The organism is Curtobacterium sp. TXMA1 (assembly GCF_020162095.1).
Lineage (GTDB): Bacteria > Actinomycetota > Actinomycetes > Actinomycetales > Microbacteriaceae > Curtobacterium.
In genome coordinates this window covers 848,748-875,428 of record NZ_CP083910.1, presented here as the reverse complement: position 1 = coordinate 875,428, position 26,681 = coordinate 848,748, and the positions used below count along the sequence as shown (strand labels likewise).

The following is a 26,681-nucleotide window of genomic DNA, read 5'->3' as shown; positions in this document are numbered from 1 at the left end:
AATGCGACGTTCTCGCGGCTCGAGGTGGTCACCTTTGCGTATGCCGAACATCCGCTCCATGCTGCGTCCACAGGCCGACCCGGTCGCAGAGGCCGTGCCGACGGGCATGCGCATCGCCGGTGCGTTCTCGTGGCGGTTCCTCGTGACGGTCGCCGCCCTGGCCGTCGTCGTCGCCCTCGTGGTCCTGCTGCAGGACATCGTGGTGCCGTTCCTGGTCGGCCTGCTCGTCTGCGCGCTGCTCGCACCGTTCTCGGCGTTCCTGCAACGGCACCGGTGGCCGAAGTGGCTCTCGGTGCTGACGGCGTGCCTCGCGGTCGTGGTCTTCCTCGGTGTCCTGGCGCTCGTCGTCACGGCACAGATCCGTTACGACCTGCCGACCCTCGAACGTCGACTCTCGAGCAACGTGCAGACCTTCCAGACCCTCCTCGCGTCCGAGCCCTTCGGCATCACCTCGGCGCAGGTCACGAAGTACCTGGCGGAGGCGACGAAGTTCCTGCAGACCCACGTCGCGTCCATCCTGTCCGGCGCGGCCGAGGCGGGCAGCGGCCTGGTGCACGCGCTCGAGGGGCTGTTCATCGTGGTGTTCACGACGATCTTCGTGCTGATCGACGGACGCCGGATCTGGTCGTGGGTGGTCCGCATCTTCCCCCGACGCTCCCGCGGACGGATCGACGCGGCCGGTCAGGCGGGGTGGAAGACCCTCACGAGCTTCATCCGCGTGCAGCTGGTCGTCGCAGTGACCGACGCGCTCGGCATCGTCATCGGCGCACTCGCGCTCGGACTGCCGCTCGCGGTGCCGATCGGCGTGATCGTGTTCTTCGGTGCCTTCGTACCGGTGGTCGGCGCGATCGTCGCAGGCACGGTCGCCGTGGTCATCGCCCTGGTCTTCAACGGGTTGGTGCCGGCGCTCGTCATGCTCGCCGTGGTGGTGGCCGTGCAGCAGCTCGAGAGCCACGTCCTGCACCCGTTCCTGACCGGATCGGCCGTGCGCGTCCACCCGCTCGGCGTCGTGCTCGGCGTCACCGCGGGCACGACGATCGCGGGGGTCGTCGGGGCGTTCTTCGCGGTGCCGTTCATCGCGACCGTGAACGCGATGGTGCACGCCGCGGCCGACTGGCGCCCCGGTGAGGACCCGTCGGACACGCCCTCCGCAGCCGGGTCAGCCGACCGCGAGGTCGATCGGGGCGACGTCGACCACCGCCGCGCCGATCACGGTGGCGTCCAGTCGTAGCCGTCGACCCACCAGCACGTGTACAGCCAGACGAACTGCAGACCGAGGCACACCGCGACCACGAGCGCCCGGTACACCCGTGACCGCGGCAGGGCGACGATGCCGAGCAGCGGTGCGATCGGCAGCAGGATCCGCCAGGTGCTCGACTGCGGGAAGAACACCGCGAGCAGGTAGACCACGTAGGCGACGCCCCACAGGCGGAGTTCGAGGCCGACACGACGCGCTGCCGGGTGGAAGACGAAGACCGTGAAGGCGAGGACCGCGACCGCGAGCAGGATCCCGCCCGCCGGCTGCCCGAACCACCACCCGGCGCCCTGGATCCACGGTGCGAAGGGCACGAGCTCCTTCCACCCGATGTACGACGACCGCCACGCGAGCTCGGTGTCCGTGTAGGCCTTCGGCACCCCGGTCACCGCCCACGCGATCGCCGGCCACGCGAGCCCGACGAGCCCCGACACCGCGCCCACGACGAGCGGCGGCAGCGCGGCGCGCAGGGTCGGCCGCTCCGACTCGCGCACCCAGGACGGTCGGATCGTCCAGGCGGCCAGGAACAGCACCACGAGGAGCGCGAACGCCAGGCCGGTCGGCCGCGTCATGCCGAGCAGCAGCACGACGGGCAGCATCGTCCACCAGCGCCGGTCGACCAGCAGCAGCAGGGCGACGAGCAGCAGGAAGAGACCCATCGCCTCGGCGTACGCGACCTGGAACACGGCGGACACCGGGGCGACGCAGAACAGCACCGTGGCGAAGGTCGCCCGGCCGTCGTCGAGGAAGCGGCCCATCAGCCGCCGGAACACCAGCGCGGCCCCCCAGCCCGCGACCAGGGACACCGTGACGGCGACCGCCTCGAACGACGCGCCCGTGAGCACCATCAGCCCGCGCACGAGGAACGGGTACGCGGGCATGAACGCCCAGGCGTTCTCGGTGACGTGCCCGGCAGCGTCCACCGGCAGGACGGAGGGGTACCCGTTCGATGCGATCACCCGGTACCAGGCGCCGTCCCAGATGGCCGCGAACGACAGGTACGACGGGTGCGCGGCGGTGAACGAGTTCGCGGTCTGCACGCGGGCGAAGGCCAGGAGCATCGCCCCGGTCACGAGCCGTGCCGCGACGTAGACCACCGTGACCCGGAGCCACCAGGGCACGAGTCGGTAGCGGGCCCGCCAGCGCCCGGCGGGCAGCTGCCCCGCGACTGGCGCGGGGCCCGTCGTCACGCCGTCAGCCACCGACGCAGGCCGTCCTCGACCGCGGTGATCTGGTCGACGGGCACCTGCTCGTCGTCGTGGTGCGCGAAGACGGGCTCGCCCGGGCCGTAGTTGACCGCCGGGACGCCGAGCGCCGAGAAGCGGGCGACGTCGGTCCAGCCGTACTTCGGGCGGGGGGCGGGGCCGCCGACCGCTGCGACGAACTGCTGCGCGAGCGGGGCGTCGAGCCCGGGACGCGCTCCTGCGGCGAGGTCGACGATCTGCACGTCGTACCCGTCGAACAGCTCGCGGATGTGCGCGACCGCCTCGTCCGCGCTGCGCGACGGCGCGAAGCGGTAGTTCACGTGCACCATCGCCTCGTCCGGGATGACGTTGCCGGCGATGCCGCCGGAGATGCCCACGGCGTTCAGGCCCTCGCGGTACTCGAGCCCGTCGACCGTGACGGTGCGCGGCTCGTACGCGGCGAGGGTCGCGAGGATCGGAGCCGTCTTGTGGATCGCGTTGTCGCCGATCCAGCTGCGTGCACTGTGGGAGCGCTTGCCGAAGGTCCGGACCTTCGCACGGAGGTTGCCGTTGCAGCCGCCCTCGATCTGCGCGCCCGACGGCTCCCCGAGGATCGCGAAGTCGCCGGCGAGCAGCTCGGGACGGGTCCGCGCCAGGCGGCCGAGGCCGTTGAGGGAGTCGCTGACCTCTTCGTGGTCGTAGAACACCCAGGTGACGTCGACGTTCGGCTCGGTGAGGTCGTGTGCGAGCTTCAGCTGCACCGCGCAGCCGGCCTTCATGTCGACCGTCCCGCGGCCCCAGAGGATCTCGGTGCCGTCGTCCGCGGTGCGGAACTCGGTCGGGAGGTTGCCGTTGAGCGGCACGGTGTCGATGTGCCCGGCGATCACGACCCGGCGGTCGCGGCCGAGCTGCGTCCGCGCGACGATCGCGTCGCCGTCGCGCACCACCTCGAGGTGGGGCAGGGCGGACAACGCCGCCTCGATCGCGTCGGCGAGGGGCCCTTCGTTCCCGGACACCGACTCGATGTCGCAGATGGCACGCGTGATGTCGATGGACGAGGCGGTGAGGTCGAGCTGCTCCGGCATGCGGTCAGCGTACCGGCCGTGTCCCACAGCGATCCGTGCGGCGACCACCTGTGGACGGGAGCCGTCCGTCCACAGGTGGTCGTGCCTCCACACCGGTCGGGTCGCTGGCGGGAGCGTTCTCCACAGACCGTCTCCCTGGACGGGTCGCCGCCCGGCCCGCTCGCTACCCTGGTGGCGTGACCGACGCGACCGCTGCCACCGACCGACCCACGCACGCCTGGGGCCACGGCCTCGCGACCGTCGCCGCGGACGGCACCACGCTCGACACGTGGTACCCGGAGACGCACCTCGGGGAGCGCCCGGCCGACGCGGTGTTCCCGCCCGAGCTCGAGGCGCACGTCGGCGACGACCCGCGGCGCGACGTCCGGGTCGAGGCCGTGACGACCGAGATCGTCGTCGACGACGCACCGGCCAGCACGCCCGACGCCTACCTGCGCCTGCACCTGCTCAGCCACCTGCACGTGCGGCCGAACGAGATCTCGCTCGACGGCGTCTTCGGCCACCTGCCGATCGTCGCCTGGACGAACGCCGGCCCCGTCCACCCCGAGGCCCTGACGCGTCTGCGTCCCGTGCTGCAGCGCGCGGGCATCGCGGTGCACGCGGTCGACAAGTTCCCCCGCCTGCTCGACTACGTGGTCCCGGACCGCGTGCGCATCGGCGACGCGAACCGGGTCCGGCTCGGTGCACACCTCGCCCCCGGCACGACGGTCATGCACGAGGGCTTCGTCAACTTCAACGCCGGCACCCTCGGCGACGCCATGATCGAGGGCCGGGTCTCGCAGGGTGTGGTCGTGGGCAACGGCACCGACATCGGCGGCGGCGCGTCCATCATGGGCACACTGTCCGGCGGCGGGACGCACCGGGTGTCGCTCGGGGAACGCGCGCTGCTGGGCGCGAACGCCGGCCTCGGCATCTCCCTCGGCGACGACTCCGTGGTCGAGGCCGGGCTCTACGTCACGGCGGGCACCAAGGTCGTCCTCGTGGGCGCCGCGCCGAGCCCCGACGGCACGCCGCGCACCGTGAAGGCCGCGGAGCTGTCCGGGGTGCCGAACGTGCTGTTCCGGCGCAACTCGCTGTCCGGCGCGGTCGAGGCCCTGCAGCGTCAGGGTCAGGGCATCCAGCTCAACACGGCGCTGCACGCGTAGCGCGGGGCGGTCCGCTGCGCGTGCGTGTGCGCGCTGCCGCCCGCGCGCTGCCGCCCGCGCACACCAGGAGCGCGCGCAGCACGACCGCTCGCTGCCCGCGCGCTCGAGGCGCGCCCAGCGGCGGGGCGGCTGTGTGCGGCCGCGCCCCGGCACCGCCCGGCAGGCCCGCGGCGTGCCGAGCGTACGCGCGTACTTCGCTCACTCGGCACGACCGGGCGTACATCCGCTCACTCGGCAGGACCGGGCGTACGTCCGCTCACTCGGCAGGACCGGGCGTACCTGGTCGGATCGGGCGTACCTGATCTGCCGGAACGACCAGGAACGCCCGTTCCCATCTGCCATGACGCTCGCGATGGGAAGGAACGGGCGGACTGACGGACGGGAGGCGCGGTGCCAGCCCGCACCGTGCCTCCCGTCCGACGCCGCTCGCGTCGTCCCCGCGATAGCGTCCGCCGTCATCGAGCGGGCACGACACACCGTGCGCACATCGGTGGACGGGCGAGGACCGTCGCCAGGAGCCGCCGAGCGTGACAGAAGAGGCCCGCTCGCGCGATGCGAGCGGGCCCTTCGACGGCACCGACGTGCTGCGTCCGACGTCAGCGAGCGGGCAGGTCCCGCTCCGGGTGCCCCACGTAGAGCTGCTGCGGGCGGCCGATCTTGTTCAGGGGATCGTTGTTCAGCTCGCGCCACTGGGCGATCCAGCCCGGCAGGCGACCGATGGCGAACAGCACGGTGAACATCCGCGGCGGGAAGCCCATCGCGCGGTAGATGATGCCCGTGTAGAAGTCCACGTTCGGGTAGAGCTTCCGGCTGACGAAGTACTCGTCCTCGAGCGCGATCTGCTCGAGCTCCATGGCGATGTCGAGCAGGTCGTCCTGCACGCCGAGCGACTGCAGGACCTCGTGCGCGGACTCCTTCACGAGCTTCGCGCGCGGGTCGTAGTTCTTGTACACACGGTGTCCGAAGCCCATGAGCTTCACGCCGCGTTCCTTGTTCTTCACCCGCTCGACGAAGCGCGACACCGGCTCGCCGGAGTCCTTGATCTGCTGGAGCATCTCGAGCACGGCCTCGTTCGCACCACCGTGCAGTGGACCGTACAGCGCGTTGATGCCCGCCGAGATGGACGCGAACATGTTCGCCTTGGTCGAGCCGACCAGGCGGACCGTCGACGTCGACGCGTTCTGCTCGTGGTCCTCGTGCAGGATGAGGAGTCGTTCGAGCGCCTTGGACAGCACCGGATTCGGCTTGTACGGCTCGGCCATGGTGCCGAAGTTCAACCGGAGGAAGTTGTCGACGAACGACAGCGTGTTGTCCGGGTAGAGGAACGCCTGACCGATCGCCTTCTTGTGCGCGTAGGCGGCGATCACCGGGAGCTTGGCGAGGAGCCGCACGGTCTGCAGCTCGACCTTCTCGGGGTCGTCGACGTCCATGTCGTCCTCGTAGTACGTGGAGAGCGCACTGACGGCGCTGGACAGGACGGACATCGGGTGCGCCGAGTGCGGGAGGGCGTCGAACAGGCGTCGGAGGTCCTCGTGCAGCAGCGTGTGCCGACGGATTCGGGCGTCGAAGCCCTCGAGCTCCTCGGCGGTGGGGAGCTCGCCGTAGATGAGCAGCCACGCGACCTCGAGGTACGTGCAACCCGAGGCGACCTGGTCGATGGGGTACCCGCGGTAGCGCAGGATGCCCTGGTCGCCGTCGATGTACGTGATCGCGCTCTTCGTCGCGCCGGTGTTGACGAAGCCGTAGTCGAGCGTGTTGAGCCCGGTCTGCTTCTTCAGCGAGGAGATGTCGATGGCGGACGCGCCGTCGACGCTCGGCAGGATCGGGAACTCCGCCGTGCCCCCCGGGAACGTCAGCATTGCCGTCTCCGTCGACTCGGCGGCGGCGGGGCTGACGGGGACGGGCGTGGTGGGCGGTGTGGCCGTCTTCTGAGCATCGTTGGCAGTGTCAGTCACGGTGACAGCCTAACTGCGCCGACTGTCGGTCGTGCACCACCGGAAGGCGGAGATCTGGTGGATTCCACGGATTGCGCGGCGGGCGGAACAGCCGCGGGCCCGGTCGTGGACCGCGCCGCGCGACTGCTCCGCCAGCCCGCGTCATCAGCTGAAGTCGTACTGGTACGTCGTGGCGGCAGAGGAGACGCCGTTCACCGACTGTGAGAGTTCGATGTCGTTCGCTGCACGCTCGAAGGTCACGTCGAAGCTGACGCGTCCGCGGCTGTCGGCCTGCTTCGTCTGGGCGACCCCGTTCACCGAGTAGGTGACCTGGGCGCCGGGCGTGGCCTCGACGAGGATGCTCGTCGCGCCGGAGCCGCCGAAGAGCAGGTCGTAGTAGACGTCCTCGAGCTGTTCGTAGCTCGTGGTGTCGCGCGGCGCGTGCGGCGCTGCCGACGTGACCTCGGAGACCGAGGACGTGTCGGCCGGAGCCGCGTTCGCAGCGATCGGGGTGAGTGCCAGGCCGAGGCCGAGTGCGACGGCGGTGGTGATGAGAGCGGGACGCTTCACGGTGTTCCTTCCTGTCGGACCGCGGGGCGCGGTGCGACAGGAAGGAGTTCTAGCGGACCAGTCTGGCGGTATTTCGTATGTCAGGAGAATCCGGGCGGCCGGTCAGGAGGCCGCGAGCCGACGAGTGCTCGCCAGGCGCTGCGCCGCGGCCGCGATCCGGTCGTCGCTCGCCGTGAGTGCCACACGCACGTGCTCAGCGCCGGCCGCCCCGTAGAACGTGCCGGGCGCGACGAGGATGCCACGGTCCGCCAGCCAGCCGACGGTGTCGAGCGCGGGCTCGCCACGGGTCGCCCAGAGGTACAGACCCGCCTGGCTGTGGTCGATCCGGAAGCCGGCTCCCTCGAGTGCCCGTCGGAGCATGTTCCGTCGAGCGCGGTACCGGGACTTCTGCTGCTGCACGTGGGTGTCGTCGGCCAGGGCGACGATCATCGCCTCCTGCACGGGCAGCGGCGGCATCATGCCGGTGTGCTTCCGCACCGCCAGGACGTCGGCCAGGATCCGGGCATCACCTGCCACGAACGCGGCTCGGTAGCCCGCGAGGTTCGACTGCTTCGACAGCGAGTAGACGCTGAGCACGCCGTCGACCCGGTCACCCACGACCCGCGGGTCGAGGATCGAGGGCGTCGGAGCACTGTCGTACGGCGGCTCCCACCCGAGCTCGGCGTAGCACTCGTCACCGACGACGACCGCGCCGAGCTCCCGCGCCCGGGCGACGGCGACGCGCAGCTGCTCGACGGAGAGCACGCGACCGTCCGGGTTGCCCGGCGAGTTCAACCACACGAGCTTCGTGCTCTCCGGCCACGCGGCAGGGTCGTCCGACGCCAGGGCCTCGGCACGCACGAGGGCGGCGCCGAGCTCGTAGGTCGGGTACGCGGCCTCCGGGAACACGACGGTGTCCCCCGGACCGATGCCGAGCCAGAGCGCGAGCCCGGCGATGAACTCCTTCGACCCGATCGTCGGCAGGACCTGCTCCGGGGTCAGCGCGATGCCCTGCCGGCGGCCGTACCAGTCGGCGATCGCCTCACGGAGTGCGGGCGTCCCGGCGACCTGCGGGTAGGCGTGCGCATCGGTCGCCCGGGCTAGGGCCCGTCGGACGACCTCGGGGGTCGGGTCGACGGGCGAGCCGACGCTGAGGTCGACGATGCCGCCCTCGTACGCCGCTGCGCGCTGCTTGAACGGGACGAGCTGGTCCCAGGGGAAGTCGGGGAGGTCGAGCGCCACGGATCGATCCGGGTCAGCCGCGCGGGGGCTCGGCCATGACCACCGGGTGATCCTTGTGGATCACGCCGACCTTGGCGGCGCCGCCGGGCGAGCCGACCTCTTCGAAGAACTCGACGTTGGCCTTGTAGTAGTCGGCCCACTCGTCCGGCAGGTCGTCCTCGTAGTAGATCGCCTCGACCGGGCAGACCGGCTCGCACGCACCGCAGTCGACGCACTCGTCGGGGTGGATGTAGAGCGACCGGTCACCCTCGTAGATGCAGTCGACCGGGCATTCGTCGATGCAGGCGCGGTCCTTGACGTCGACACAGGGCTGGGCGATCACGTAGGTCACGGTGCGGGTGCTCCCTTCGGACTGAGCGTGGTCGAGTCTACTCGCGGCGTCCGGGAGCCCCGGACGCCGCGGGGTCCGAGGACGACGCAGGAGCCGACGCCGTCGCTCCGGCACCGGCCTCGGCCGACGCCGACGCCGACGCCGCTGCCGCGCGGGCACGCAGACCCGACAGGTCCGGCCACGCGAGGGTGAACGCCGCGATCACCGCCGGAGCGAAGGTCCACACGTACCCGGCGAGGTTCGCGAGCACGAGCGGTGACGACGCACCGCCGACGCTCACCAGCACCTGGGTGGCGACGATGATCGCGACGCCGGCCGCGGTGACCATCGCCCGTGAGCGGTACAGGAGCCGCAGGCCGACGACCAGTCCGAGCACGATGAGCGTCGTGAGCACCATGCCGACCGGGAAACCCCCGAGCCGCTGCTGGTGGGTGACGGTCCCGAGGGCGCCCACGACGAGTCCTGCGACCGCGGCGACGACGACCGCCGTCACCTTGCCCTGACGGGTGAGCTCGGCGAAGGTCTGCGGTGCCGGCGGCACCGGGTCGGCGTCGTGTCGGAAGGCCTCGACCGCGGGCGCCTCCTGTCGGACGCCGTGCGGCATCACCCAGGTCAGGCGCTGCGGGTCGGACGGGTCGACGGGATCGACCGTGACCTGCGACCGGTACTGCTCAACGGCTGCGCGCACCTTCGCCCGGACGGGGAGGACGTCGACGGTCAGGTCGACCTCGTCGGAGTCCGCGGGCACGATCATCGAGAACGGGACCTCCTCGGCACGGGCGGCGTACCGGGCGGCGTGGTGCACCCGCACGTGGTCCGGGTGGCCGTACCCACCGTCGTCGGCGTAGCTCACCACGGCGTCCGCACCCGTCGAGCGGATCGCTGCGCGGACGTCGTCGACGACCTCGCCGAGGTCGGCCGCCGTGAGCGAGTCGGCCGGGGCGTCGTCGGCGGCGATGGCCCGTCCGTCGGGTCCCCACTGCATGCCGGAGTCGCTGTACCGACGCTCGGGCAGGTCCGTGGGGCGCGCTCCCCCGCTGCCGAGCCACAGGTGCGCCGGACCCCCGAGGGCGGCCAGCGCGGCGGCGATCTCGGTCTCACGGTGCGCGGCGACCCGGGGTCCGTCGCCGAAGAGCGGCGCGAGGGCCTCGGTGAGCATCTCGCCGCGCTCGCCCCGGGTCGCGGTGAGCACGGTCACCTCGGCGCCGAGCTCGAGCAGGGTGGCGATGGTGCCGCCGGACGACAGCGTCTCGTCGTCGGGGTGGGCGTGCACGAACAGGACGCGCTCGGGACGCGGTGCGGGAGCCTTGGACATCGCGTCCCAGGGTACTTCGCTACCGCGGCGTGACGATGTACGTCGCGGTGACGCCGTCCTTCGACCCGGACACCGTCAGCACCACGCGGTGCGTCTCGCTGCGGAACAGCCCGAAGGCGCTCGACGCGTCCTCGCGCTTCGCGGACTCGGTGTACCCGGCCGCTGCGAGCTGCTCGGCCGCGGCCTGGAAGTCGTCGACCGACGCCACCCGGACCTGCACCACCCACCCGGAGCCGTTCGGGCCGGCCCCGCCGCCGAGGACGGTGCCGTCGACGAGCGGGACGTCAGCGGTCGGGAACCCGTCCGGCACCTTGCCGTCGCTCGTCACCCCGGTGCCCGAGAGCGCCGCGTCGAGGGCGCCGTCGATGCCACCGGCGACCGAGGCCATGCCGTCCTGGATCGCCTTGCCGTCGATCCCCTGCACGGTCTCGCTGACGTTCGAGGCGACCGACGAACCGAGGTCGGTGGCCTGCTGCACCGCGTCGGCGGAGCAGCCGGTCAGGCCCGCCAGGGCGATGCCCGCGGTGACGGCGGCGATGAGGGTCCGGGTCGTGCGCATGCGGACACCCTAGGTGGACTGCCGGGAGGCGCGGCGTGCGTTCCCTGGGAAGTCTCCCGCCCGCCGCGCCCCGCGGAACGCAACGACGGCGACTGCTCGCAGCGCTGTGGCGCTGCGCGCTGCCGCCGGAGTCGCGTTCCGCGGAAGGGGTCGCGTCAGGACAGCCAGGCGCGGGCGGCCGCCGTCAGGGCGTCGACGCCGACGGGGATCGCCGTCTCGGCCAGCGGTGCGTAGAACGGCGAGTGGTTGCTCGGGATCTCCTCGCCGCGGCGGAACAGCTCCGGGTCGGTGATGCCGGTGAACCAGTACACGAGGGGCACGCCCGCCGCGGTCGCGAGCTGCCCGACGTCCTCCGACGCCATCGCCAGCCCGATCTCCAGGTCACGGGCGTCCGGCACGGCACCGCGGAGCGCCTCCAGCACCCGCGACGCGGCGTCGGCGTCGTTCACGGTGACCTCGGCGCCCGGAGCGCGCTCGATCGTCGGGGCGTCGAGGCCGCCCGCTTCGCTCTCGGCACGGACGATACGCTCGATCGACGCGATGATGCGCTCGCGGGTCTCCTCGTTCCGGGCCCGCGTCGAGATCTCGATGACCGCCTGGTCCGGGATGATGTTCGGACGGGTGCCGGCGTGGAAGCTCCCGACGGTGACGACGCCCGCGTCGGAGGGCGAGACCTCGCGCGAGACGACGGTCTGCAGGCGCACGACGGCGCTCGCGGCGGTGACGATCGGGTCGAGCGAGGCCTGCGGCGCCGATCCGTGCGCACCGCGGCCGTTGAAGGTGACGGTCAGGCGGTCGCTCGACGCCATCACGGGTCCTGAGCCGACCGCGACGATGCCGACCGGAGCCGGGGCCGAGTGCTGCCCGAGCACGACGTCCGGCTCCGGGAAGCGCTCGACCAGGCCGTCCTCGAGCATCGCGCGGGCACCGGAGATCACCTCTTCCGCGGGCTGGAACACGGCGACGACCGTGCCGTGCCAGGCCCCACGGTCGTCGACGAGCCGCTCGAGCGTGCCGAGCAGCCACGTCACGTGGATGTCGTGCCCGCAGGCGTGCATCGTCGGGACGTCGGCGCCCTCGTCGTCGCGACCGGTTTGGGTGCTCGCGTACGGCAGCCCGGTGCGCTCCTGCACGGGCAGGCCGTCCATGTCGGCGCGGAGCCAGACGACCGGCCCGTCGCCGTTGGTCAGGACGCCGACGACGCCCGTGCCGCCGACGCCCGTGGTGACCTCGATCCCGCCGATCTCGGCGAGCCGGTCGGCGACGACACCGGCGGTGCGGTGCTCCTGGAAGCCGAGCTCCGGGTGGGCGTGCAGGTCCTGGTACAGGGAGAGGAGGTCGAGGGTCACGCGCTCCACCGTATCCCCAGCGACCGACGGCCCGGCCACCTCGTCGAGGTGACCGGGCCGTCGGACGGAGGCACTGCCTCCAGGCTGTCGCTGCTTACGCGTCCTGGCGCTTCAGGCGGGCGTAGGCGCGCTGGCGGGCCTGCGCGTCGAGCTCGACCTTGCGGATGCGGACGTTGTCGGGGGTGACCTCGACGCACTCGTCCTCGCGCGCGAACTCCAGGCACTCCTCGAGGGAGAGCTGGCGCGACGGCGTCATCGACTCGAAGGAGTCGGCGTTCGCCGAACGCATGTTCGTGAGCTTCTTCTCCTTGGTGATGTTCACGTCCATGTCGTCGGCGCGCGAGTTCTCGCCGATGACCATGCCCTCGTAGACCTCCTCCGTCGGGTTGACGAAGAACGTCATGCGCTCCTGCAGGTTCGTGATGGCGAACGGCGTGACGACACCGGCGCGGTCGGAGACGATCGAGCCGTTGATGCGGGTCTGGATCGGGCCGGCCCACTCGTCGTAGCCGTGCGCGATCGCGTTCGCGATGCCGGTGCCGCGCGTCTCGGTGAGGAACGACGTGCGGAAGCCGATGAGCCCACGCGACGGCACGATGAACTCCATGCGGATCCAGCCGGTGCCGTGGTTCGTCATGTTCTCCATGCGACCCTTGCGCGCGGCCATGAGCTGCGTGATCGCGCCGAGGTGCTCCTCCGGCGTGTCGATCGTCATGTGCTCGTAGGGCTCGAGGAGCTTGCCGTTCTCGTCACGCTTCGTGACGACCTGCGGCTTGCCGACGGTGAGCTCGAAGCCCTCACGGCGCATCTGCTCGACCAGGATGGCGAGCGCCAGCTCACCGCGGCCCTGGACCTCCCAGGTGTCCGGGCGGCCGATGTCCTGCACCTTGAGCGAGACGTTGCCGATGAGCTCGCGGTCCAGGCGGTCCTTCACCATGCGGGCCGTGAGCTTGTGGCCCTTGACCTTGCCGACGAGCGGCGAGGTGTTCGTGCCGATGGTCATCGAGATCGCCGGGTCGTCGACCGTGATGGTCGGCAGCGGACGGACGTCCTCGGGGTCGGACAGCGTCTCACCGATGGTGATCGTGTCGAAGCCGGCGACGGCCACGATGTCACCGGGGCCCGCGGACTCGGCCGGGTAGCGGTCGAGCGCCTTCGTGATGAGCAGCTCGGTGATGCGGGCGTTCGCGACGGTGCCGTCGTGCTTGACCCACGCGACCGTCTGGCCCTTCTTCATCGTGCCGTGGAAGATGCGGAGCAGCGCGAGGCGGCCGAGGAACGGCGAGGCGTCGAGGTTCGTGACGTGCGCCTGCAGCGGGTGCTCGTCGTCGTACTTCGGGGCCGGGACGTGCTGCAGGATCGCCTCGAACAGCGGCTCGAGGTCGTCGTTGTCGGGCAGCGAGCCGTCCTCGGGCTTGTTGCGCGACGCGGCGCCGGCACGACCGGACGCGTAGACGACGGGCACGTCGAGGATCGCGTCGAGGTCGAGGTCGTCGACCTCGTCCGCCAGGTCGGAGGCCAGGCCGAGGAGCAGGTCCTGCGACTCGGAGACGACCTCGTCGATGCGGGAGTCCGGGCGGTCCGTCTTGTTGACGAGCAGGATCACCGGGAGCTTCGCGGCGAGCGCCTTGCGGAGCACGAAGCGGGTCTGGGGCAGCGGGCCCTCGGACGCGTCGACGAGCAGCACGACACCGTCGACCATGGAGAGGCCGCGCTCGACCTCACCACCGAAGTCGGCGTGGCCGGGGGTGTCGATCACGTTGATCGTGATGCGACCACCGGGGTTGAACTCCTCGGCGTGCTTCCCGTTGTAGAGCACCGAGGTGTTCTTCGCGAGGATGGTGATGCCCTTCTCGCGCTCGAGGTCGTTCGAGTCCATCATCCGGTCTTCGCCCTCGAAGTGGGCGTCGAACGAGTTGGTCTGCGTGAGCATCGCGTCGACGAGGGTGGTCTTGCCGTGGTCGACGTGTGCCACGATGGCGACGTTGCGCAGGTCGGACCGGGTGGCGAGCGCCATACAGGACATCCTTCAAGTGTTCGGAGAAGATCGGGCGGCCGGTCGTCGTGGACACGTGGCACCCGCGGGCAGAACGCCCGACACGCCAGTCTACCGGTAGTTCGCAACCCTGAGGAGTACAGCGCATGAGCCGACGGCGGACGTGGATCGAGATCACGATCGTCCTCATGCTCTCGCTGGGCGGCAGCGCGCTGTACTCGGTCCTGCAGATCATCGACGACCTGTCGCAGACGACACCGCTCGGGCAGCAGTCCACCGCGCTGAACACGTCCACCACGACGGTGCAGTACGTGGACCTCGCCCGGCAGCTCCTCGGGATCGCGGTCGACCTCGCCCCGGTGGCGCTGGTCTGCTACCTCCTCTGGAGCGCCCGCCGCCCGCACCTGCACCGCCTCGGCATCGACCGGTTCCGAGTGCGACCGGACCTCGGGGGCGCGGCGCTCATCGCACTCGGCATCGGCATCCCGGGGCTCGCCCTGTACTTCACCGGGCGCGCGCTCGGGTTCACCGTGGCCGTCGACCCCGCGGCGCTGAACACCTACTGGTGGACGATCCCGGTCCTGCTCCTGTCGGCCGTCCGGTCCGGACTGCAGGAGGAGGTCATCGTCGTCGGGTACCTGTACGAGCGGCTCGGTGGGCTCGGGTGGGGTCGCTGGCAGGTGATCCTGTCGACCGCCGTGCTGCGCGGGAGCTACCACCTGTACCAGGGGTTCGGGGCGTTCGTGGGGAACGCGGTGATGGGCGTCGTGTTCGGGTGGATCTACACGAGGTGGGGGCGGCTGCTCCCCCTCGTCATCACGCACTGCCTGCTCGACGGCGTCGTCTTCGTGGGCTACCCCTTCGTCGCCCAGGCGTTCCCGGGGCTGTTCCGGTGAGCGCACCGAGGTGGGGTCGGCTGCCCGGTGGACTGCGCGACCTGACGGCCGCCGACGGCGTCGCCATCGCGGCGGCCTACCGCGACGACGAGATCTGCCGCTGGCTCCCGGTCCCGCGGGGCCTGCCGCCCGAGGCGTACGGAGCCTGGGCCGACGAGGCCGCGGCGCTCCGCGCATCCGGCGACGGCCTCCGTCTCGCCATCGAGTGGGCGGGTGGTCTGGCCGGGTCGATCGAGGTCAGACGTGTCGACCGCCGGGCCCGCAGCTGCGAACTCAGCTACTGGTCGGTGCCCGGTCGGCGCCGCACCGGTGGGACCGCGGCAGCCGTCCGCACCCTGGCGGACCACCTCGTCACGTCGGCGGACTTCCGTCGCGTGGAGCTGCGGATCGCACCGGGCAACGCTGCGTCCCTCGCCCTCGCGCGCCGAGCCGGTTTCGTCCCCGAGGGGACGCTGCGGCGCGCCGGGTTCCTCGGTGACGGGTCGGTGGTCGACCTCACCGTGTGGTCGCGCACCGACCGGGACGTGGGCCGGTGACGGACGGGAGGCGCGGTACCGACCGGCACCGCGCCTCCCGTCCGTCGGCTGGTCACGCGACCAGCTGCGGCACCTGCTCCGGGTAGTGGCACGCCGCACGGTGGTCGCGCTCCGCGCCGGCGCGCGGCGCCTTCTCGGGCACCTCGTCGCGGCACCGCGCCTGCTGCGCCTCGGGCAGCATCGCGTAGAGCGGGCAGCGCGAGCGGAACCGGCAGCCGGTCGGGCGCTCGGTCGGGCTGGGCGGGTCCCCCGGCAGCAGGATCGTCCGCCGTGCGCGCTCCACGACGGGATCCGGCACGGGGACCGCCGACATGAGCGCAGCCGTGTACGGGTGCATCGGGCGCTCGAAGACCTCGTCGACCGCACCCTCCTCGACGGTGCGGCCCAGGTACATCACGCTCACCCGGTCCGCGACGTGCCGGATCACCGACAGGTCGTGCGACACGAACAGGTACGACAACCCGAGTCGTGCCTTGAGGTCGGCGAGCAGGTTGAGCACCCCGGCCTGGATCGACACGTCGAGCGCGGAGACCGGCTCGTCGAGCACGATGAGCTCCGGCTCGGTCGCGAGCGCCCGAGCGATCGAGATGCGCTGCCGCTGCCCGCCGGAGAACTCGTGCGGGTAGCGGTCGGCCTCGGCGGCACGGAGCCCCACGAGCCCGAGGAGCTCCGGCACCCGCTCGGCGATGCGGTCCGACGAGGCGCCGATGGCCCGGAGCGGTTCGGCGACGACGTCGTACACGGACATGCGCGGGTCGAGGCTCGCTGCGGGGTCCTGGAACACCATCGAGATGCGCTGCCGCAGCTGCTTCGACGCCGTGACCGGCTGTCCGAAGAGCTCGACCGTGCCGTGCTCGGGCCGCTCGAGGTCCATCAGCTGGTGCAGGGTCGTCGACTTGCCGGACCCCGACTCCCCGACCAGCCCGAGCGTCTCGCCCGTGCGGATGTCGAGGTCGACGCCGTCCACCGCGTAGACCTCGCCGACCTTGCGCTTGAACACCGATCCCTTGACGAGCGGGAACGTCTTCGTCAGCCCCTCGACCTGGACGACGGCGGGGCGCTGCTCGCGGGCGGCGGGTGTGGTGACCGCGACGCCGGTGTCCGGGATCTCGGGCAGCCGGAAGATCGCGCCGGCGTCGGCGTGGGCCTCGGCGGCCTCCTCGTACCGGTGGCAGGCGACCGCGTGGGGTACCGAGGTGTCGACCGGCCCTTCTCCGGGGACACCGGCCGCCACGTCGACCGCGGCGAGCGGCGGTTCCGACCCACGGCAGACGGCGGCGGCGAGCGGGCACCGGTCGGCGAACGGGCAGGCGTCGGGCAGCCCGATGAGCGACGGCGGCGACCCGGGGATCGGGACCAGCGGCTCGCCGCTCGACTCGTCAAGCCGGGGCAGCGCGCCGATGAGGCCGATCGTGTAGGGCATGCGTGGTCGGGCGAACAGCTCGTCCGCACTCGCGGTCTCGACGATCCGCCCGGCGTACATCACGGCGATGCGGTCGGCGATGCCGGCGATCACCCCGAGGTCGTGGCTGACGAACACCAGGGCGGCACCGGTCTCGCGCTGCGCGGTGCGGAGCACGTCGATGATCTGGGCCTGGATCGTCACGTCCAGTGCCGTGGTCGGTTCGTCCGCCAGGATCACGTCCGGGTCGTTCGCCATGGCCATCGCGATCATCGCGCGCTGCCGCATGCCACCGGAGAACTCGTGCGGGAAGGCGTCCACGCGCTGCGCGGCCTGCGGGATGCCGACGAGCTCGAGCAGCTCGATCGCCCGGGCGCGTGCGTCCTGCTTCGATGCACCCCGGTGCACGCGGACGGTCTCGGCAATCTGCTCACCGATCGTGTACACGGGCGTGAAGGCGGACAGCGGGTCCTGGAAGACCATGGCGACCTTGGCTCCGCGCAGCTTGCTCAGCTGCTTGTCGCTGCGGCCGAGGAGCTCCTGCCCCTCGAGCGCGATCGACCCCGTGACCTTCGTGGTCTCCGGCAGCAGTCCGAGGATCGCCATGCTCGTGACGGACTTGCCCGAACCGGACTCGCCGACGATGCCGAGGACCTCGCCCCGCCGGAGCTCGAGGTCGACCCCCCGGACGGCGTGCACGACGCCGCGCGGGGTCGGGAACCGGACGTCGAGGTCGCGGACGCGGAGCAGCGGTTCGGTCGTGGTGGTCGTCGTGGTGGTGGTGCTCATGCGCCGGCCCCTGCCTGCGTGGTGATGGTCGCGGCGTCGACCGCTGCCTGGTTCTGGTCGCGCTTCCGACCGGTCCGCTTCTGCTTCTTGCCGGTCGCGGACGTCGGGTCGAGCGCGTCGCGCAGCCCGTCGCCGAGCAGATTCGCCGCGATCGCGAAGACCACGAGGGCACCGGCGGCGAAGAAGAACAGCCACGGGCTGGTGAGCGCCGCGTCCTGGTTCTGGGCGATGAGCGTGCCGAGCGAGACGTCCGGTGGCTGCACCCCGAAGCCGAAGTAGCTGAGGCTGGTCTCCGCGAGCACGGCCGCACCGACCTGGATCGTGCCGTCGATGATGAGGAACGACGCCACGTTCGGCAGGATGTGCCGGACGATGATCCGGAAGGGTCCGATGCCCATGTACCGGGCCGCGCGGACGAACTCCCGCTCCTTCACCGACAGCGTCATCGAGCGGACGACCCGGGCGGTCACCATCCAGCCGAACGCCGCGATGAGCACCACCAGGACGATCCAGCCGGAGTCCTGGATGCGCGGGCTGATGATCGCGATGATCAGGAACGACGGCAGCACGAGCAGCATGTCGACGAAGAACATCACGATCCGGTCGACCCAGCCGCCGAAGTAGCCGGCGGCGGCACCGGTCAGGGCTGCGAGGGCGGTGGAGAACAAAGCGACGAGTAGTCCGATGAGCAGGCTCTTCTGCATGGCGCGCGCCGTCTGGGCGAAGACGTCCTGACCAATGCCGTTCGTCCCGAACCAATGCGAGCCGCTCGGCGGCTGCGAAAACGCGGTGTAGTCGATCTGCGAGTAGCCGTACGGGCTGACGAACGGGCCGATGAACGCGAAGGCGAAGAGCAGCACGATCACCACGAGGCCGATCCCGGCCCCCCGGTTCATGAAGACGCGGACGACGGTCTGGACGAAGCGGTTGCGCTGCTTGCCGCCGGGCTTCGGGCTGCCGGGCAGCGGCGTGTCCGACCGGCCGACGGTCGTCCCGTCGACGGGCTCGATGCGGGTGTCGGTCATCTCAGCTCCTCCGCACGCGGGGGTCGAGGGCGGCGGTGAGGACGTCGGCGAGGAACCCGGCGATGAGCACCACGACCGACGCGAAGAGCGTGTACGCGGTCACGGCGTTCACGTCGTTGTTCTGCACGGAGTCGATGAACCACGCGCCGAGGCCGTTCCACCCGAAGATCTTCTCGGTGAACGTGGCGCCGGTGAGGATGCCGAGGAAGCCGTAGGCGAAGAGCGTCGTCATCGGGATGAGCGCCGTGCGGAGCCCGTGCTTGAAGGTGGCCTGTCGCTTCGTCAGGCCCTTCGCCCGGGCTGTCCGCAGGAAGTCCGAACCGAGCACGTCGAGCATCGTCGCCCGCTGGTACCGGCTGTAGATCGCGATGAGCCCGAGCGCGATCGAGATCGTCGGCAGGAGCAGGTGGACCCCACGGTCGACGAACAGGTCCCACGAGCTGCCGGTCAGCCCCGGGGTCGCCTCACCGGTGAAGTTGATGAGCTGCGTGCCGGTGTCCTGGTTGAGCTTCGTCGCCCCGATCTTCAGGAACACCGCGGTCAGGAACACCGGTGTCGAGATGAGCACGATCGAGATGACCGCGCTCACCCGGTCCGAGATCCGGTACTGCCGGATGGCGTTCCAGACGCCGAGCAGCACCCCGAGCAGGATGCCGAGCAGGGAGCCGACGACCAGTAGCCGCAGGCTCACCCCCAGGCGCGGCCAGAACGCATCGTTGACGCTGCGGTCCTGGATGGTCTTGCCCAGGTCGCCCTGCACGGCGTCGCCGAGCCAGTGCCCGTAGCGCACGACGATCGGCGTCTTGTCGTTCACGCCGATGTCGTCGAGCTTCTTGTCGATGGTGGCCGCCGGCGGTGCCGGGTTGCGCTCGGCGTAGACGGATCGGGGGCTGAACGTCGCCGAGGCCAGGAAGTACGTCAGCGAGGTGGCGAGGAACACGAGCACGACGTAGTACACGAGTCGACGCGCCAGGAAGCGGGTCATGCGGAACACCATACGACCCGATTTGTTTCCGGGAGATCACATCCCCGCACTCGGTACGTAACGAATTGGTGTTTGCAACAGAACGGGTCGACTGCCCCCGCCAGGGGGTCGTATGGTGATCCACAACTTCACGAGGGGAAGACCATGAAGCACAGGAAAGTCCTGGCGTTGACGGCGGCACTCGCCGGCTTCGCTCTCGTCGCGACCGGCTGCTCGAGCGGATCCAACGGTGGGTCCGGCGGCGGCTCCGACGACTCGGGCAAGAAGACCCTGCCCACCTCGGCCCAGATCAACGAGCAGCCCGTCTCGGACCTGCAGGACGGTGGCACGCTTCGTCTGCCGATCTCGCAGTGGATCACGCAGTGGAACTACAACCAGGTCGACGGTGCCCTGGTCGACGCCTCCGGGATCGAACAGGCGACGATGCCGTTCATCTACGTGATCGACGGCAAGGGCGCCCCGCAGCTCGACACCGACTACGTGTCGAAGGCCGAGGCCACGAGCGACGACCCGCTCACGATCGAGTACGAGATCAACCCGAAGGCGAAGTGGAACGACGGGTCCCCCATCACGTGGAAGGACTTCGAGAACGAGTGGAAGGCCCTGAACGGGTCGAACAAGGACTACCTGGTCGGTTCGACCACCGGGTACGAGGACATCGCCTCGGTGACGAAGGGCTCGTCCGACCAGGACGTCAAGGTCGTCTTCGACAAGCCGTTCTCCGACTGGAAGTCGCTCTTCAGCCCGCTCTACCCGGCCAGCCAGACCGGCACCCCCGAGCAGTTCAACGAGGCGTACAAGGGCAAGGTCCCGCTGTCGTCCGGCCCGTACAAGGTGTCGAAGCTCGACGAGACAGCCGGCACCGTGACGATCGTCCCCGACGAGAACTGGTGGGGTGAGAAGCCGAAGCTCGACCAGGTCATCTTCCGGTCGCTCGACGGCAACGCCGACGTCGACGCCTACCTCAACAAGGAGATCGACTCGGTCCTGACGACGACCTCGGAGCGCTTCGACCGCGTCAAGGACGCCAAGGACTCGAAGATCTACGCCTCGACCTCGGCGCAGTACACGCACGTCGACTTCTCGTCCAAGGGCATCCTCAAGGACAAGCAGCTCCGCCTGGCGATCCAGCACGCGGTGAACCGTGAGGCGCTGGCGCAGGTCATCGGTGGCACCCTGCCGTACAAGCTCGGCACGCTCGACAACCACATCTTCCTGTCGACCGACGACGGCTACCAGGCGAACACCGACCCGAACGGCACCTTCGACGTCGAGAAGGCGAAGAAGATCCTGGACGACGACGGCTGGAAGACCGACGGCCAGTACCGCAAGAAGGGCGGCGAGACGCTCTCGCTGTCCATCACGATCCCGTCGGGTGCGACCGCGTCGCAGAAGCTCTCCGAGGTCATGCAGCAGCAGCTCAAGGACGTCGGCATCGAGCTCAAGCTCAAGTCCGTCGCGGTCGACGACTTCTTCGAGCAGTACGTCACGCCGGGCAACTACGACATGACGATCTTCGTCTGGGGCGGCACCGGCTTCCACTCGGGCGGCGCGTCGATCTACCAGACCGGCGACACCGGCCAGAACTACGGCCGCATCGGTGACGAGTCGATCGACAAGCTCATCGCGCAGGCCATCGCCGAGCCGGACACCGACAAGGCGAACGCCATCTGGAACAAGGTCGACAAGCAGGTCTGGGCGATCGGGCACTCCATGCCGATCACCGCGAAGCCGGCCCTCGTCGCGCAGAACCCGAAGCTCGCCAACTACGGCGCGTTCGCGGGTGCGCAGAACATCGACTGGACCAAGGTCGGGTTCACGAAGTAGCAGCACGACACCAGGACGGGCCCGGTCGCACCACGCGACCGGGCCCGTCCGCTGTCCGCGCGTCCGTCCGAGCCCGCCGGGGCGCTCTCGTTCCTGAAGATCACGGCCGGGGTGTTGACACCCGAACGGGGTGTGCCGACCATGGACGGACGAGGTCCGCAACGGACCCGCCTCCCCGGGGAACCGGGTCGCCCGGCGGTACGCGCAGGTGTGTCACACCCGCTCCCGGGCGTCCCCGGGGAGGCGCTCTCGACCTGTCCGGCTCGCCTACGATGGCCTGGATGAGCACCGTCGTCGCGCCCCGGATGCGCCTGTTCGCCGTCGTCCTGTGGGCCGTCGCGCTCGTGCTGGTACCCCTCGCGCTGCTGACCGGCGGCAACCCGTGGCTGGTCCCCGTCCCGAGCGTCTTCACCGCGTTCCTCGCCTGGGCCGTCCTGTGGCGGCCGCGCTTCGAGGTGACCGACGAGGCTCTCACGATCATCGACGTCCGTCGCACCAGCACCTACCCCTGGCGCCGCGTGCAGGAGGTCCGGACGAAGTACGGCATCGAGGTCGTCACGACCGAGGGCGTGCGCCGCACCTGGCTCGCCACGCGGCCGACCGCTGCGCTCGGCATCCGTCACGCCGGGGGCGGCGCGACCACGGCTGCGGACGTCCGGCAGGTCGCAGACGTCCTCCGCGCGCACGTCCCGGCGCCCGTGGTGCACGACGGGCCGCCGCCGGCGACGGTCGCAGCGGCGACCATCACCCACCGTGTGCACGGCTGGTCCGTCACGGCGATGATCGTGCTCGGTGTCGCCGCGTCGATGGCGGCAGCACAGCTCTAGACCGGTCCCGCCCCGGACGGGAGGCGCGCGGCGGGACCGCGCCGAGCCTCCCGACCGATGTCTGCTCGGTCCCGAGGCGCGGCGGGACCGCGCCGAACCCCCCGACCGACGTGGGCGCAGTCCGGACGCGCGCGGCGGGACCGCGCCGTGCCTCTTGTCCGCCCCGTCGTGCGGCGGAACCGTCCGTCGGTCAGGCCGCGAACGCGACCGCGGAGACGACCAGCAGGACCGCGACCGCTGCTCCGGACACGACCGCCGGGCGGTCCCACTCGCGGCGGACGGCGATGTCGGCGGGGCTCGACGCACGATGCGAGTGCCAGCGGCGCCGGATCATCCGCAGCTCCTCGGGCTCGTCCGGCACGGAGAGCGCCCCGCGTTGGCCCGGACGGGACCCGCGGATCGACGGCCCGCCTCGGCAGGTGACGGTGTTCCCCTCAGCGGTCTGCACGACGATCTGCCAGCGCAGGCGGACGTCGGCGACGGCCGACCACGGGATGCGGGTCGTGCGCAACGGGTTCACGACCGTGAGGGCGTCGTCGTCGAGCCGGACGACGGGCCGGACCGTGAGCAGCCAGAGCGCCCACACGACCGCGGCGACCGGACCGACCGCCGACCAGACGACGTCCCAGCTCCCCCGCACCGCCGCGTCGACGAGCAGGAAGAGTCCCAGGACGGCGACGAGGCCGGACGCCACCGCCCCTCCGCGACCTGCGCGGAGGACGACGGGACGTCCGGCCTCGGGGTGGTGCAGTGGGATCAGCGCCCGAACTCGAACCCGGCACCCGGGATCGCGGCGAGCAGGTCCTTCGTGTACTGCTCCTTCGGGTCGGCGAAGACCTCGTCGGTCGTCGCCTTCTCGACGATCTGCCCCTTCCGCATGACGCACACGTTGTCCGCGACGAGGCGGACGACCGCGAGGTCGTGCGTGATGAAGAGGTACGTCAGGTCCAGCTCGGTCTGCAGCTCGGTGAGCAGGTCGAGGATCTGGCCCTGGACGAGCACGTCGAGTGCGGAGACCGCCTCGTCGAGCACGATGACCTCGGGCTTGAGCGCCAGCGCACGCGCGACGGCGATGCGCTGCCGCTGCCCACCGGACAGCTCGTTCGGGTAGCGGTTCACCATCGACTTCGGCAGCGCGACCTGGTCGAGCAGCTCGAGCACGCGGGCCCGGCGGCTGGCCTTGTCGCCGACCTTGTGCGTGGCGAGGGGCTCGGCGATCGTGTTCCCGACGTTGTACATCGGGTCCAGCGAGCCGTACGGGTCCTGGAACACCGGCTGCACGCGGCGGCGGAAGTCGAACAGGTCCTTGCCCTTGAGCGCACCGATGTCGATGCCGTCGAACGTCACCGAACCGCCGGTGATCGACTCGAGCTGCAGCACCAGCTTCGCCACGGTCGACTTGCCCGAACCGGACTCGCCGACGAGCGCCGTGGTGGTGCCCTTCGGGATCGCGAACGACACGTCGTCGACGGCCTTCAGCTCGCGCGACTGCAGGTTCTTGCCGCGGAGCTTGTAGACCTTCTGCAGGTTCTTCACGACGATGAGGTCCTGCGCCGGACGGTGCTCGCGCTCCTGGGCGCGGGCGAGCAGCTCGTCGTCCTCGCTGCCGGCGTCGGCGATGTCGACCCGCTGGTGCTGCACCTTCGACTGGATGCGACGGCTCGCGAGCGAGGGCGCCGCGGCGACGAGGCGCTGCGTGTACGGGTGCTGCGGGTTCGCCAGGATCTCCTTGGACGGACCCGACTCGACGACCTGGCCCTTGTACATCACGACGAGCTTCTCGGCGCGCTCAGCGGCGAGGCCGAGGTCGTGCGTGATGAACAGGACCGAGGTGCCGAAGTCGCGGGTCAGCGTCTCGAGGTGGTCGAGGATGATCCGCTGCACGGTGACGTCGAGCGCGGAGGTCGGCTCGTCGGCGATGAGCAGCTGCGGACGGCTCGACAGGCCGATGCCGATGAGCACGCGCTGGCGCATGCCGCCGGAGAACTCGTGCGGGAACTGCTTCAGGCGGGTCGCGGCGTCGCCGAGGCCGGCCTCCTGCAGCACCTCGACCGCGCGGGCGCGGATCGCGTGCTTGCCGGTCGCCATGCCGTTGGCCTTGATCGCCTCTTCCACCTGGAAGCCGATCGACCACAGCGGGTTGAGGTTCGACATCGGGTCCTGCGGGACGTAGCCGATCTCCTTCCCGCGGATGCCGGCCATCTCCTTGTCGGACAGCCCGACGAGCTCGCGCCCGTTGAACTTGATCGACCCGCCGGTGACCTCGCCGGTGCCGGCGAGGAGCTTGATGATCGCCTGGGCGCTGGTCGACTTGCCCGAACCGGACTCGCCGACGATCGCCAGGCGCTCGCCCTGCTCGAGGGTGAAGTCCACGCCGCGGACGGCCTGGACCATGCCGCTCTGGGTGCGGAACCCGACCTGCAGGCCCGAGACCTCGAGCAGCGGGGCGCCGGAACCGGCCGGACGACGGGTGGTGGGATCGGTGAGCGTCTCGGTCATCGACGGGCCCTCGCCTTCGGGTCGAGCGCGTCGCGGACCACGTCGCCGAGGAGCAGGAACGCGAGCACGGTGATGGACAGGGCGGCGGACGGCCAGAAGATCGTCGACGGGTTGGTGCGGATCGACGTCTGCGCCGTGCCGATGTCGAGGCCCCAGCTGAGCGCCGACGGCGGCAGACCGATGCCGAGGAACGACAGGGTGGCCTCGGCGACGATGAACGAGCCGAGCGACACCGTCGCGATGACGATGACGGGGGCGATCGCGTTCGGGATCACGTGGCGCACGAGCGTGGTGAAGCGGCTGACACCGAGCGCCGCCGAGGCGGTGACGTAGTCGGACTGCTTCGCGCTGAGGACGGCACCACGCATGATGCGGGCGATCTGCGGCCACGCGAACGCGGCGAGCACGAGCGCCACCGTGAACGCGTTGCGCGCTGGGATGACCGACATGATCACGATCGCGCCGAGGATGGTCGGGATCGAGAAGAAGATGTCACCGATGCGGGAGACGATCGTGTCGAGCCAGCCGCCGTAGAAGCCGGCGAGGGCGCCGATGACGATGCCGACGAGCGACACCAGGATCGTCGCGACCAGGCCGACGATGACCGAGCTGCGCGCACCCCAGATGACTCGGGCGTACACGTCGTAGCCCTGGCGGTTGTACCCGAGCGGGTGGCCCGGACGGGCGCCCTCGTCACTGAAGTCGAGGTTCGCCGCGCGCGGGTCGACGTGCGTGAACAGGCCGGGGAAGATCGCGACGACGAGCACGAGCAGGATCAGGATCGACGAGATCCAGAAGGTTGGGCGGACGCGCATGGAGTCCCACGCGTCGGTCCAGGTCGAGCGCGTCTTCTCCGTCTCGTCGACCTGGTCGACCGCCTGGAGCGGCGTCTCCTCGATCGGCGCGACGTAGTGCGTCGCGGAGCGGGGTTCGGCGTTACTTGGCATAGCGGATCCTCGGGTCCAGGACGGCGTAGAGCAGGTCGACCAGGAGGTTGGCGAGCATGAAGATGATGACCATCACGGCGACGAACGAGACGACCGTGGGGCCCTCGCCGAGCTTGACGGCGCGGAACACCGTGCCGCCGACACCGTTGATGTTGAAGATGCCCTCGGTCACGACCGCGCCGACCATCAGGTTGCCGATGTCGACACCGAGGTAGGTCACCACGGGGATGAGCGAGTTGCGGAAGATGTGCACCCCGACCACGCGACGACGGGGCAGGCCCTTCGCGGTGGCGGTCCGGACGAAGTCGGCGCTCATGTTCTCGGCGACGCTGGCACGCGTCAGACGGACGATGTACGCGAACGACACGGTCGCGAGCACGATCGCCGGGAGCACGAGCTCCGACCATGGCGCCTGACCCGACACGGTGACACGGAACAGCCCGAGCTGGATGCCGAAGACGTACTGCAGCAGGAAGCCGACGACGAAGGTCGGCACCGAGATGAGCAGGAGCGAGACGACGAGCGCGGTGGTGTCGAACCACTTGCCCTTCTTGAGGCCCGCGATGACACCGACGACGATGCCGGCGACGGCCTCGAACAGCAGCGAGAGGAGCGCCAGGCGCGCGGTGATCGGGAAGGCCGACGCGAGCTGCTGCGACACCGGCAGGCCCGAGTAGGTGACGCCGAGGTCACCCTTGAAGACACCGCCGATCCAGAGCAGGTACTGGACGAGGAACGGCTTGTCCAGGTTGTACTGCTGTCGGAGCTGCTCGATCACCTGCGGCGACGGCTGGCGGTCGCCGAACAGCGCGGCGATCGGGTCGCCGGGCAGCGAGAAGACCATGAAGTAGATGAGGAACGTGGCCCCGAAGAAGACGGGGATGAGTTGCAGGAGGCGCTTGCCGAGGTACCAGAGCATCAGATCGCTCGGTCCTGCGCAGCGGCGCGCGTGTCGTTCTGGTTCATGTCGTGAGGGGTGGACGGCTCGCGGGTCGGCACGGGTG

At 70.6% G+C, this 26,681-nt stretch carries 23 protein-coding genes; 6 read left to right on the top strand and 17 right to left on the bottom strand.

From position 1 onward, the window contains the following. Positions 1 to 58: 58 nt before the first annotated feature. The gene (locus tag LCG91_RS04225; RefSeq protein ID WP_224442606.1) at positions 59 to 1,231 is read left to right on the top strand and encodes an AI-2E family transporter; all 1,173 of its coding nucleotides are present in this window, start codon (positions 59 to 61) and stop codon (positions 1,229 to 1,231) included. Here LCG91_RS04225 and LCG91_RS04220 read toward each other — a convergent pair. Next, positions 1,210 to 2,445 carry a hypothetical protein gene (locus LCG91_RS04220; RefSeq protein WP_224442605.1) on the bottom strand — a complete coding sequence of 412 codons (1,236 nt, stop codon included), beginning with the start codon at positions 2,443 to 2,445 and terminating at the stop codon, positions 1,210 to 1,212. The genes LCG91_RS04225 and LCG91_RS04220 overlap by 22 nt on opposite strands. After that, complete coding sequence (gene dapE, locus LCG91_RS04215) at positions 2,442 to 3,524, bottom strand: succinyl-diaminopimelate desuccinylase (protein ID WP_224442604.1); 1,083 nt, start codon at positions 3,522 to 3,524, stop codon at positions 2,442 to 2,444. Before dapE ends, LCG91_RS04220 begins: the two co-directional genes overlap by 4 nt. A 176-nt stretch (positions 3,525 to 3,700) precedes the next feature. Here dapE and dapD point away from each other — a divergent pair, with 176 nt between their 5' ends. Next, entirely contained in the window at positions 3,701 to 4,669 is a 969-nt protein-coding gene (gene dapD / locus LCG91_RS04210; protein WP_058749306.1) for a 2,3,4,5-tetrahydropyridine-2,6-dicarboxylate N-succinyltransferase, read from the top strand. 596 nt (positions 4,670 to 5,265) lie between these two features. Here the strand turns inward: dapD and LCG91_RS04205 are convergent. From LCG91_RS04205 to typA, 8 genes are all read right to left on the bottom strand, one after another. Further along, complete coding sequence (locus tag LCG91_RS04205; RefSeq protein WP_224443093.1) at positions 5,266 to 6,528, bottom strand: citrate synthase; 1,263 nt, start codon at positions 6,526 to 6,528, stop codon at positions 5,266 to 5,268. Positions 6,529 to 6,768: 240 nt separating this feature from the next. Next, positions 6,769 to 7,173 (bottom strand): hypothetical protein, encoded by a 405-nt coding sequence (locus LCG91_RS04200; protein ID WP_058749305.1) that lies wholly within the window; start codon positions 7,171 to 7,173, stop codon positions 6,769 to 6,771. Positions 7,174 to 7,275: 102 nt separating this feature from the next. Continuing rightward, on the bottom strand, positions 7,276 to 8,394 hold the full coding sequence (gene dapC / locus LCG91_RS04195) for a succinyldiaminopimelate transaminase (protein WP_058728224.1): 1,119 nt from the start codon (positions 8,392 to 8,394) through the stop codon (positions 7,276 to 7,278). A 13-nt stretch (positions 8,395 to 8,407) separates the two neighbouring features. Continuing rightward, complete coding sequence (gene fdxA / locus LCG91_RS04190; RefSeq protein WP_058728223.1) at positions 8,408 to 8,725, bottom strand: ferredoxin; 318 nt, start codon at positions 8,723 to 8,725, stop codon at positions 8,408 to 8,410. Between the two features lie 37 nt (positions 8,726 to 8,762). Next, the gene (locus LCG91_RS04185) at positions 8,763 to 10,040 is read right to left on the bottom strand and encodes a PIG-L family deacetylase (RefSeq protein WP_224442603.1); all 1,278 of its coding nucleotides are present in this window, start codon (positions 10,038 to 10,040) and stop codon (positions 8,763 to 8,765) included. Between the two features lie 19 nt (positions 10,041 to 10,059). Beyond that, positions 10,060 to 10,599 carry a hypothetical protein gene (locus tag LCG91_RS04180; RefSeq protein ID WP_058728221.1) on the bottom strand — a complete coding sequence of 180 codons (540 nt, stop codon included), beginning with the start codon at positions 10,597 to 10,599 and terminating at the stop codon, positions 10,060 to 10,062. Positions 10,600 to 10,754: 155 nt separating this feature from the next. Beyond that, on the bottom strand, positions 10,755 to 11,948 hold the full coding sequence (locus LCG91_RS04175) for an amidohydrolase (RefSeq protein WP_224442602.1): 1,194 nt from the start codon (positions 11,946 to 11,948) through the stop codon (positions 10,755 to 10,757). A gap of 94 nt (positions 11,949 to 12,042) precedes the next feature. Further along, positions 12,043 to 13,965 carry a translational GTPase TypA gene (gene typA, locus LCG91_RS04170; RefSeq protein WP_058749301.1) on the bottom strand — a complete coding sequence of 641 codons (1,923 nt, stop codon included), beginning with the start codon at positions 13,963 to 13,965 and terminating at the stop codon, positions 12,043 to 12,045. Positions 13,966 to 14,090: 125 nt separating this feature from the next. Here typA and LCG91_RS04165 point away from each other — a divergent pair, with 125 nt between their 5' ends. Further along, positions 14,091 to 14,840 (top strand): CPBP family intramembrane glutamic endopeptidase, encoded by a 750-nt coding sequence (locus LCG91_RS04165; RefSeq protein WP_224442601.1) that lies wholly within the window; start codon positions 14,091 to 14,093, stop codon positions 14,838 to 14,840. Beyond that, entirely contained in the window at positions 14,837 to 15,376 is a 540-nt protein-coding gene (locus LCG91_RS04160; protein ID WP_224442600.1) for a GNAT family N-acetyltransferase, read from the top strand. The genes LCG91_RS04165 and LCG91_RS04160 overlap by 4 nt, the downstream gene beginning before the upstream one ends. Positions 15,377 to 15,428: 52 nt before the next feature. On the opposite strand, the gene LCG91_RS04155 is transcribed toward LCG91_RS04160, so the two are convergent. Genes LCG91_RS04155 through LCG91_RS04145 form a run of 3 tightly spaced genes read right to left on the bottom strand, consistent with a single transcriptional unit; the run spans position 15,429 to position 19,577 of the window. Continuing rightward, positions 15,429 to 17,567: an ABC transporter ATP-binding protein gene (locus LCG91_RS04155; protein WP_224442599.1), complete on the bottom strand. Its 2,139-nt coding sequence runs from the start codon at positions 17,565 to 17,567 to the stop codon at positions 15,429 to 15,431. Continuing rightward, positions 17,564 to 18,592 (bottom strand): ABC transporter permease, encoded by a 1,029-nt coding sequence (locus LCG91_RS04150; RefSeq protein WP_224442598.1) that lies wholly within the window; start codon positions 18,590 to 18,592, stop codon positions 17,564 to 17,566. The genes LCG91_RS04155 and LCG91_RS04150 overlap by 4 nt, the downstream gene beginning before the upstream one ends. Position 18,593: 1 nt before the next feature. Continuing rightward, positions 18,594 to 19,577 carry an ABC transporter permease gene (locus LCG91_RS04145; protein WP_224442597.1) on the bottom strand — a complete coding sequence of 328 codons (984 nt, stop codon included), beginning with the start codon at positions 19,575 to 19,577 and terminating at the stop codon, positions 18,594 to 18,596. A gap of 144 nt (positions 19,578 to 19,721) precedes the next feature. Between LCG91_RS04145 and LCG91_RS04140 the strand changes: the two genes are divergently transcribed. Together LCG91_RS04140 and LCG91_RS04135 are read left to right on the top strand one after the other, a co-directional pair. Next, the gene (locus LCG91_RS04140; protein ID WP_224442596.1) at positions 19,722 to 21,404 is read left to right on the top strand and encodes an ABC transporter family substrate-binding protein; all 1,683 of its coding nucleotides are present in this window, start codon (positions 19,722 to 19,724) and stop codon (positions 21,402 to 21,404) included. 281 nt (positions 21,405 to 21,685) lie between these two features. Next, positions 21,686 to 22,231, top strand: a complete 546-nt coding sequence (locus tag LCG91_RS04135) for a PH domain-containing protein (RefSeq protein ID WP_224442595.1) — start codon at positions 21,686 to 21,688, stop codon at positions 22,229 to 22,231. 190 nt (positions 22,232 to 22,421) lie between these two features. Here the strand turns inward: LCG91_RS04135 and LCG91_RS04130 are convergent, their stop codons facing one another. From LCG91_RS04130 to LCG91_RS04115, 4 genes are all read right to left on the bottom strand, one after another. Next, on the bottom strand, positions 22,422 to 22,925 hold the full coding sequence (locus tag LCG91_RS04130) for a PH domain-containing protein (protein ID WP_224442594.1): 504 nt from the start codon (positions 22,923 to 22,925) through the stop codon (positions 22,422 to 22,424). Between the two features lie 62 nt (positions 22,926 to 22,987). Continuing rightward, complete coding sequence (locus LCG91_RS04125; RefSeq protein ID WP_224442593.1) at positions 22,988 to 24,730, bottom strand: dipeptide ABC transporter ATP-binding protein; 1,743 nt, start codon at positions 24,728 to 24,730, stop codon at positions 22,988 to 22,990. Further along, positions 24,727 to 25,677: an ABC transporter permease gene (locus tag LCG91_RS04120; protein ID WP_058749296.1), complete on the bottom strand. Its 951-nt coding sequence runs from the start codon at positions 25,675 to 25,677 to the stop codon at positions 24,727 to 24,729. Before LCG91_RS04120 ends, LCG91_RS04125 begins: the two co-directional genes overlap by 4 nt. Next, positions 25,667 to 26,596 (bottom strand): ABC transporter permease, encoded by a 930-nt coding sequence (locus LCG91_RS04115; RefSeq protein WP_137766701.1) that lies wholly within the window; start codon positions 26,594 to 26,596, stop codon positions 25,667 to 25,669. The genes LCG91_RS04120 and LCG91_RS04115 overlap by 11 nt, the downstream gene beginning before the upstream one ends. Positions 26,597 to 26,681: the final 85 nt, after the last annotated feature.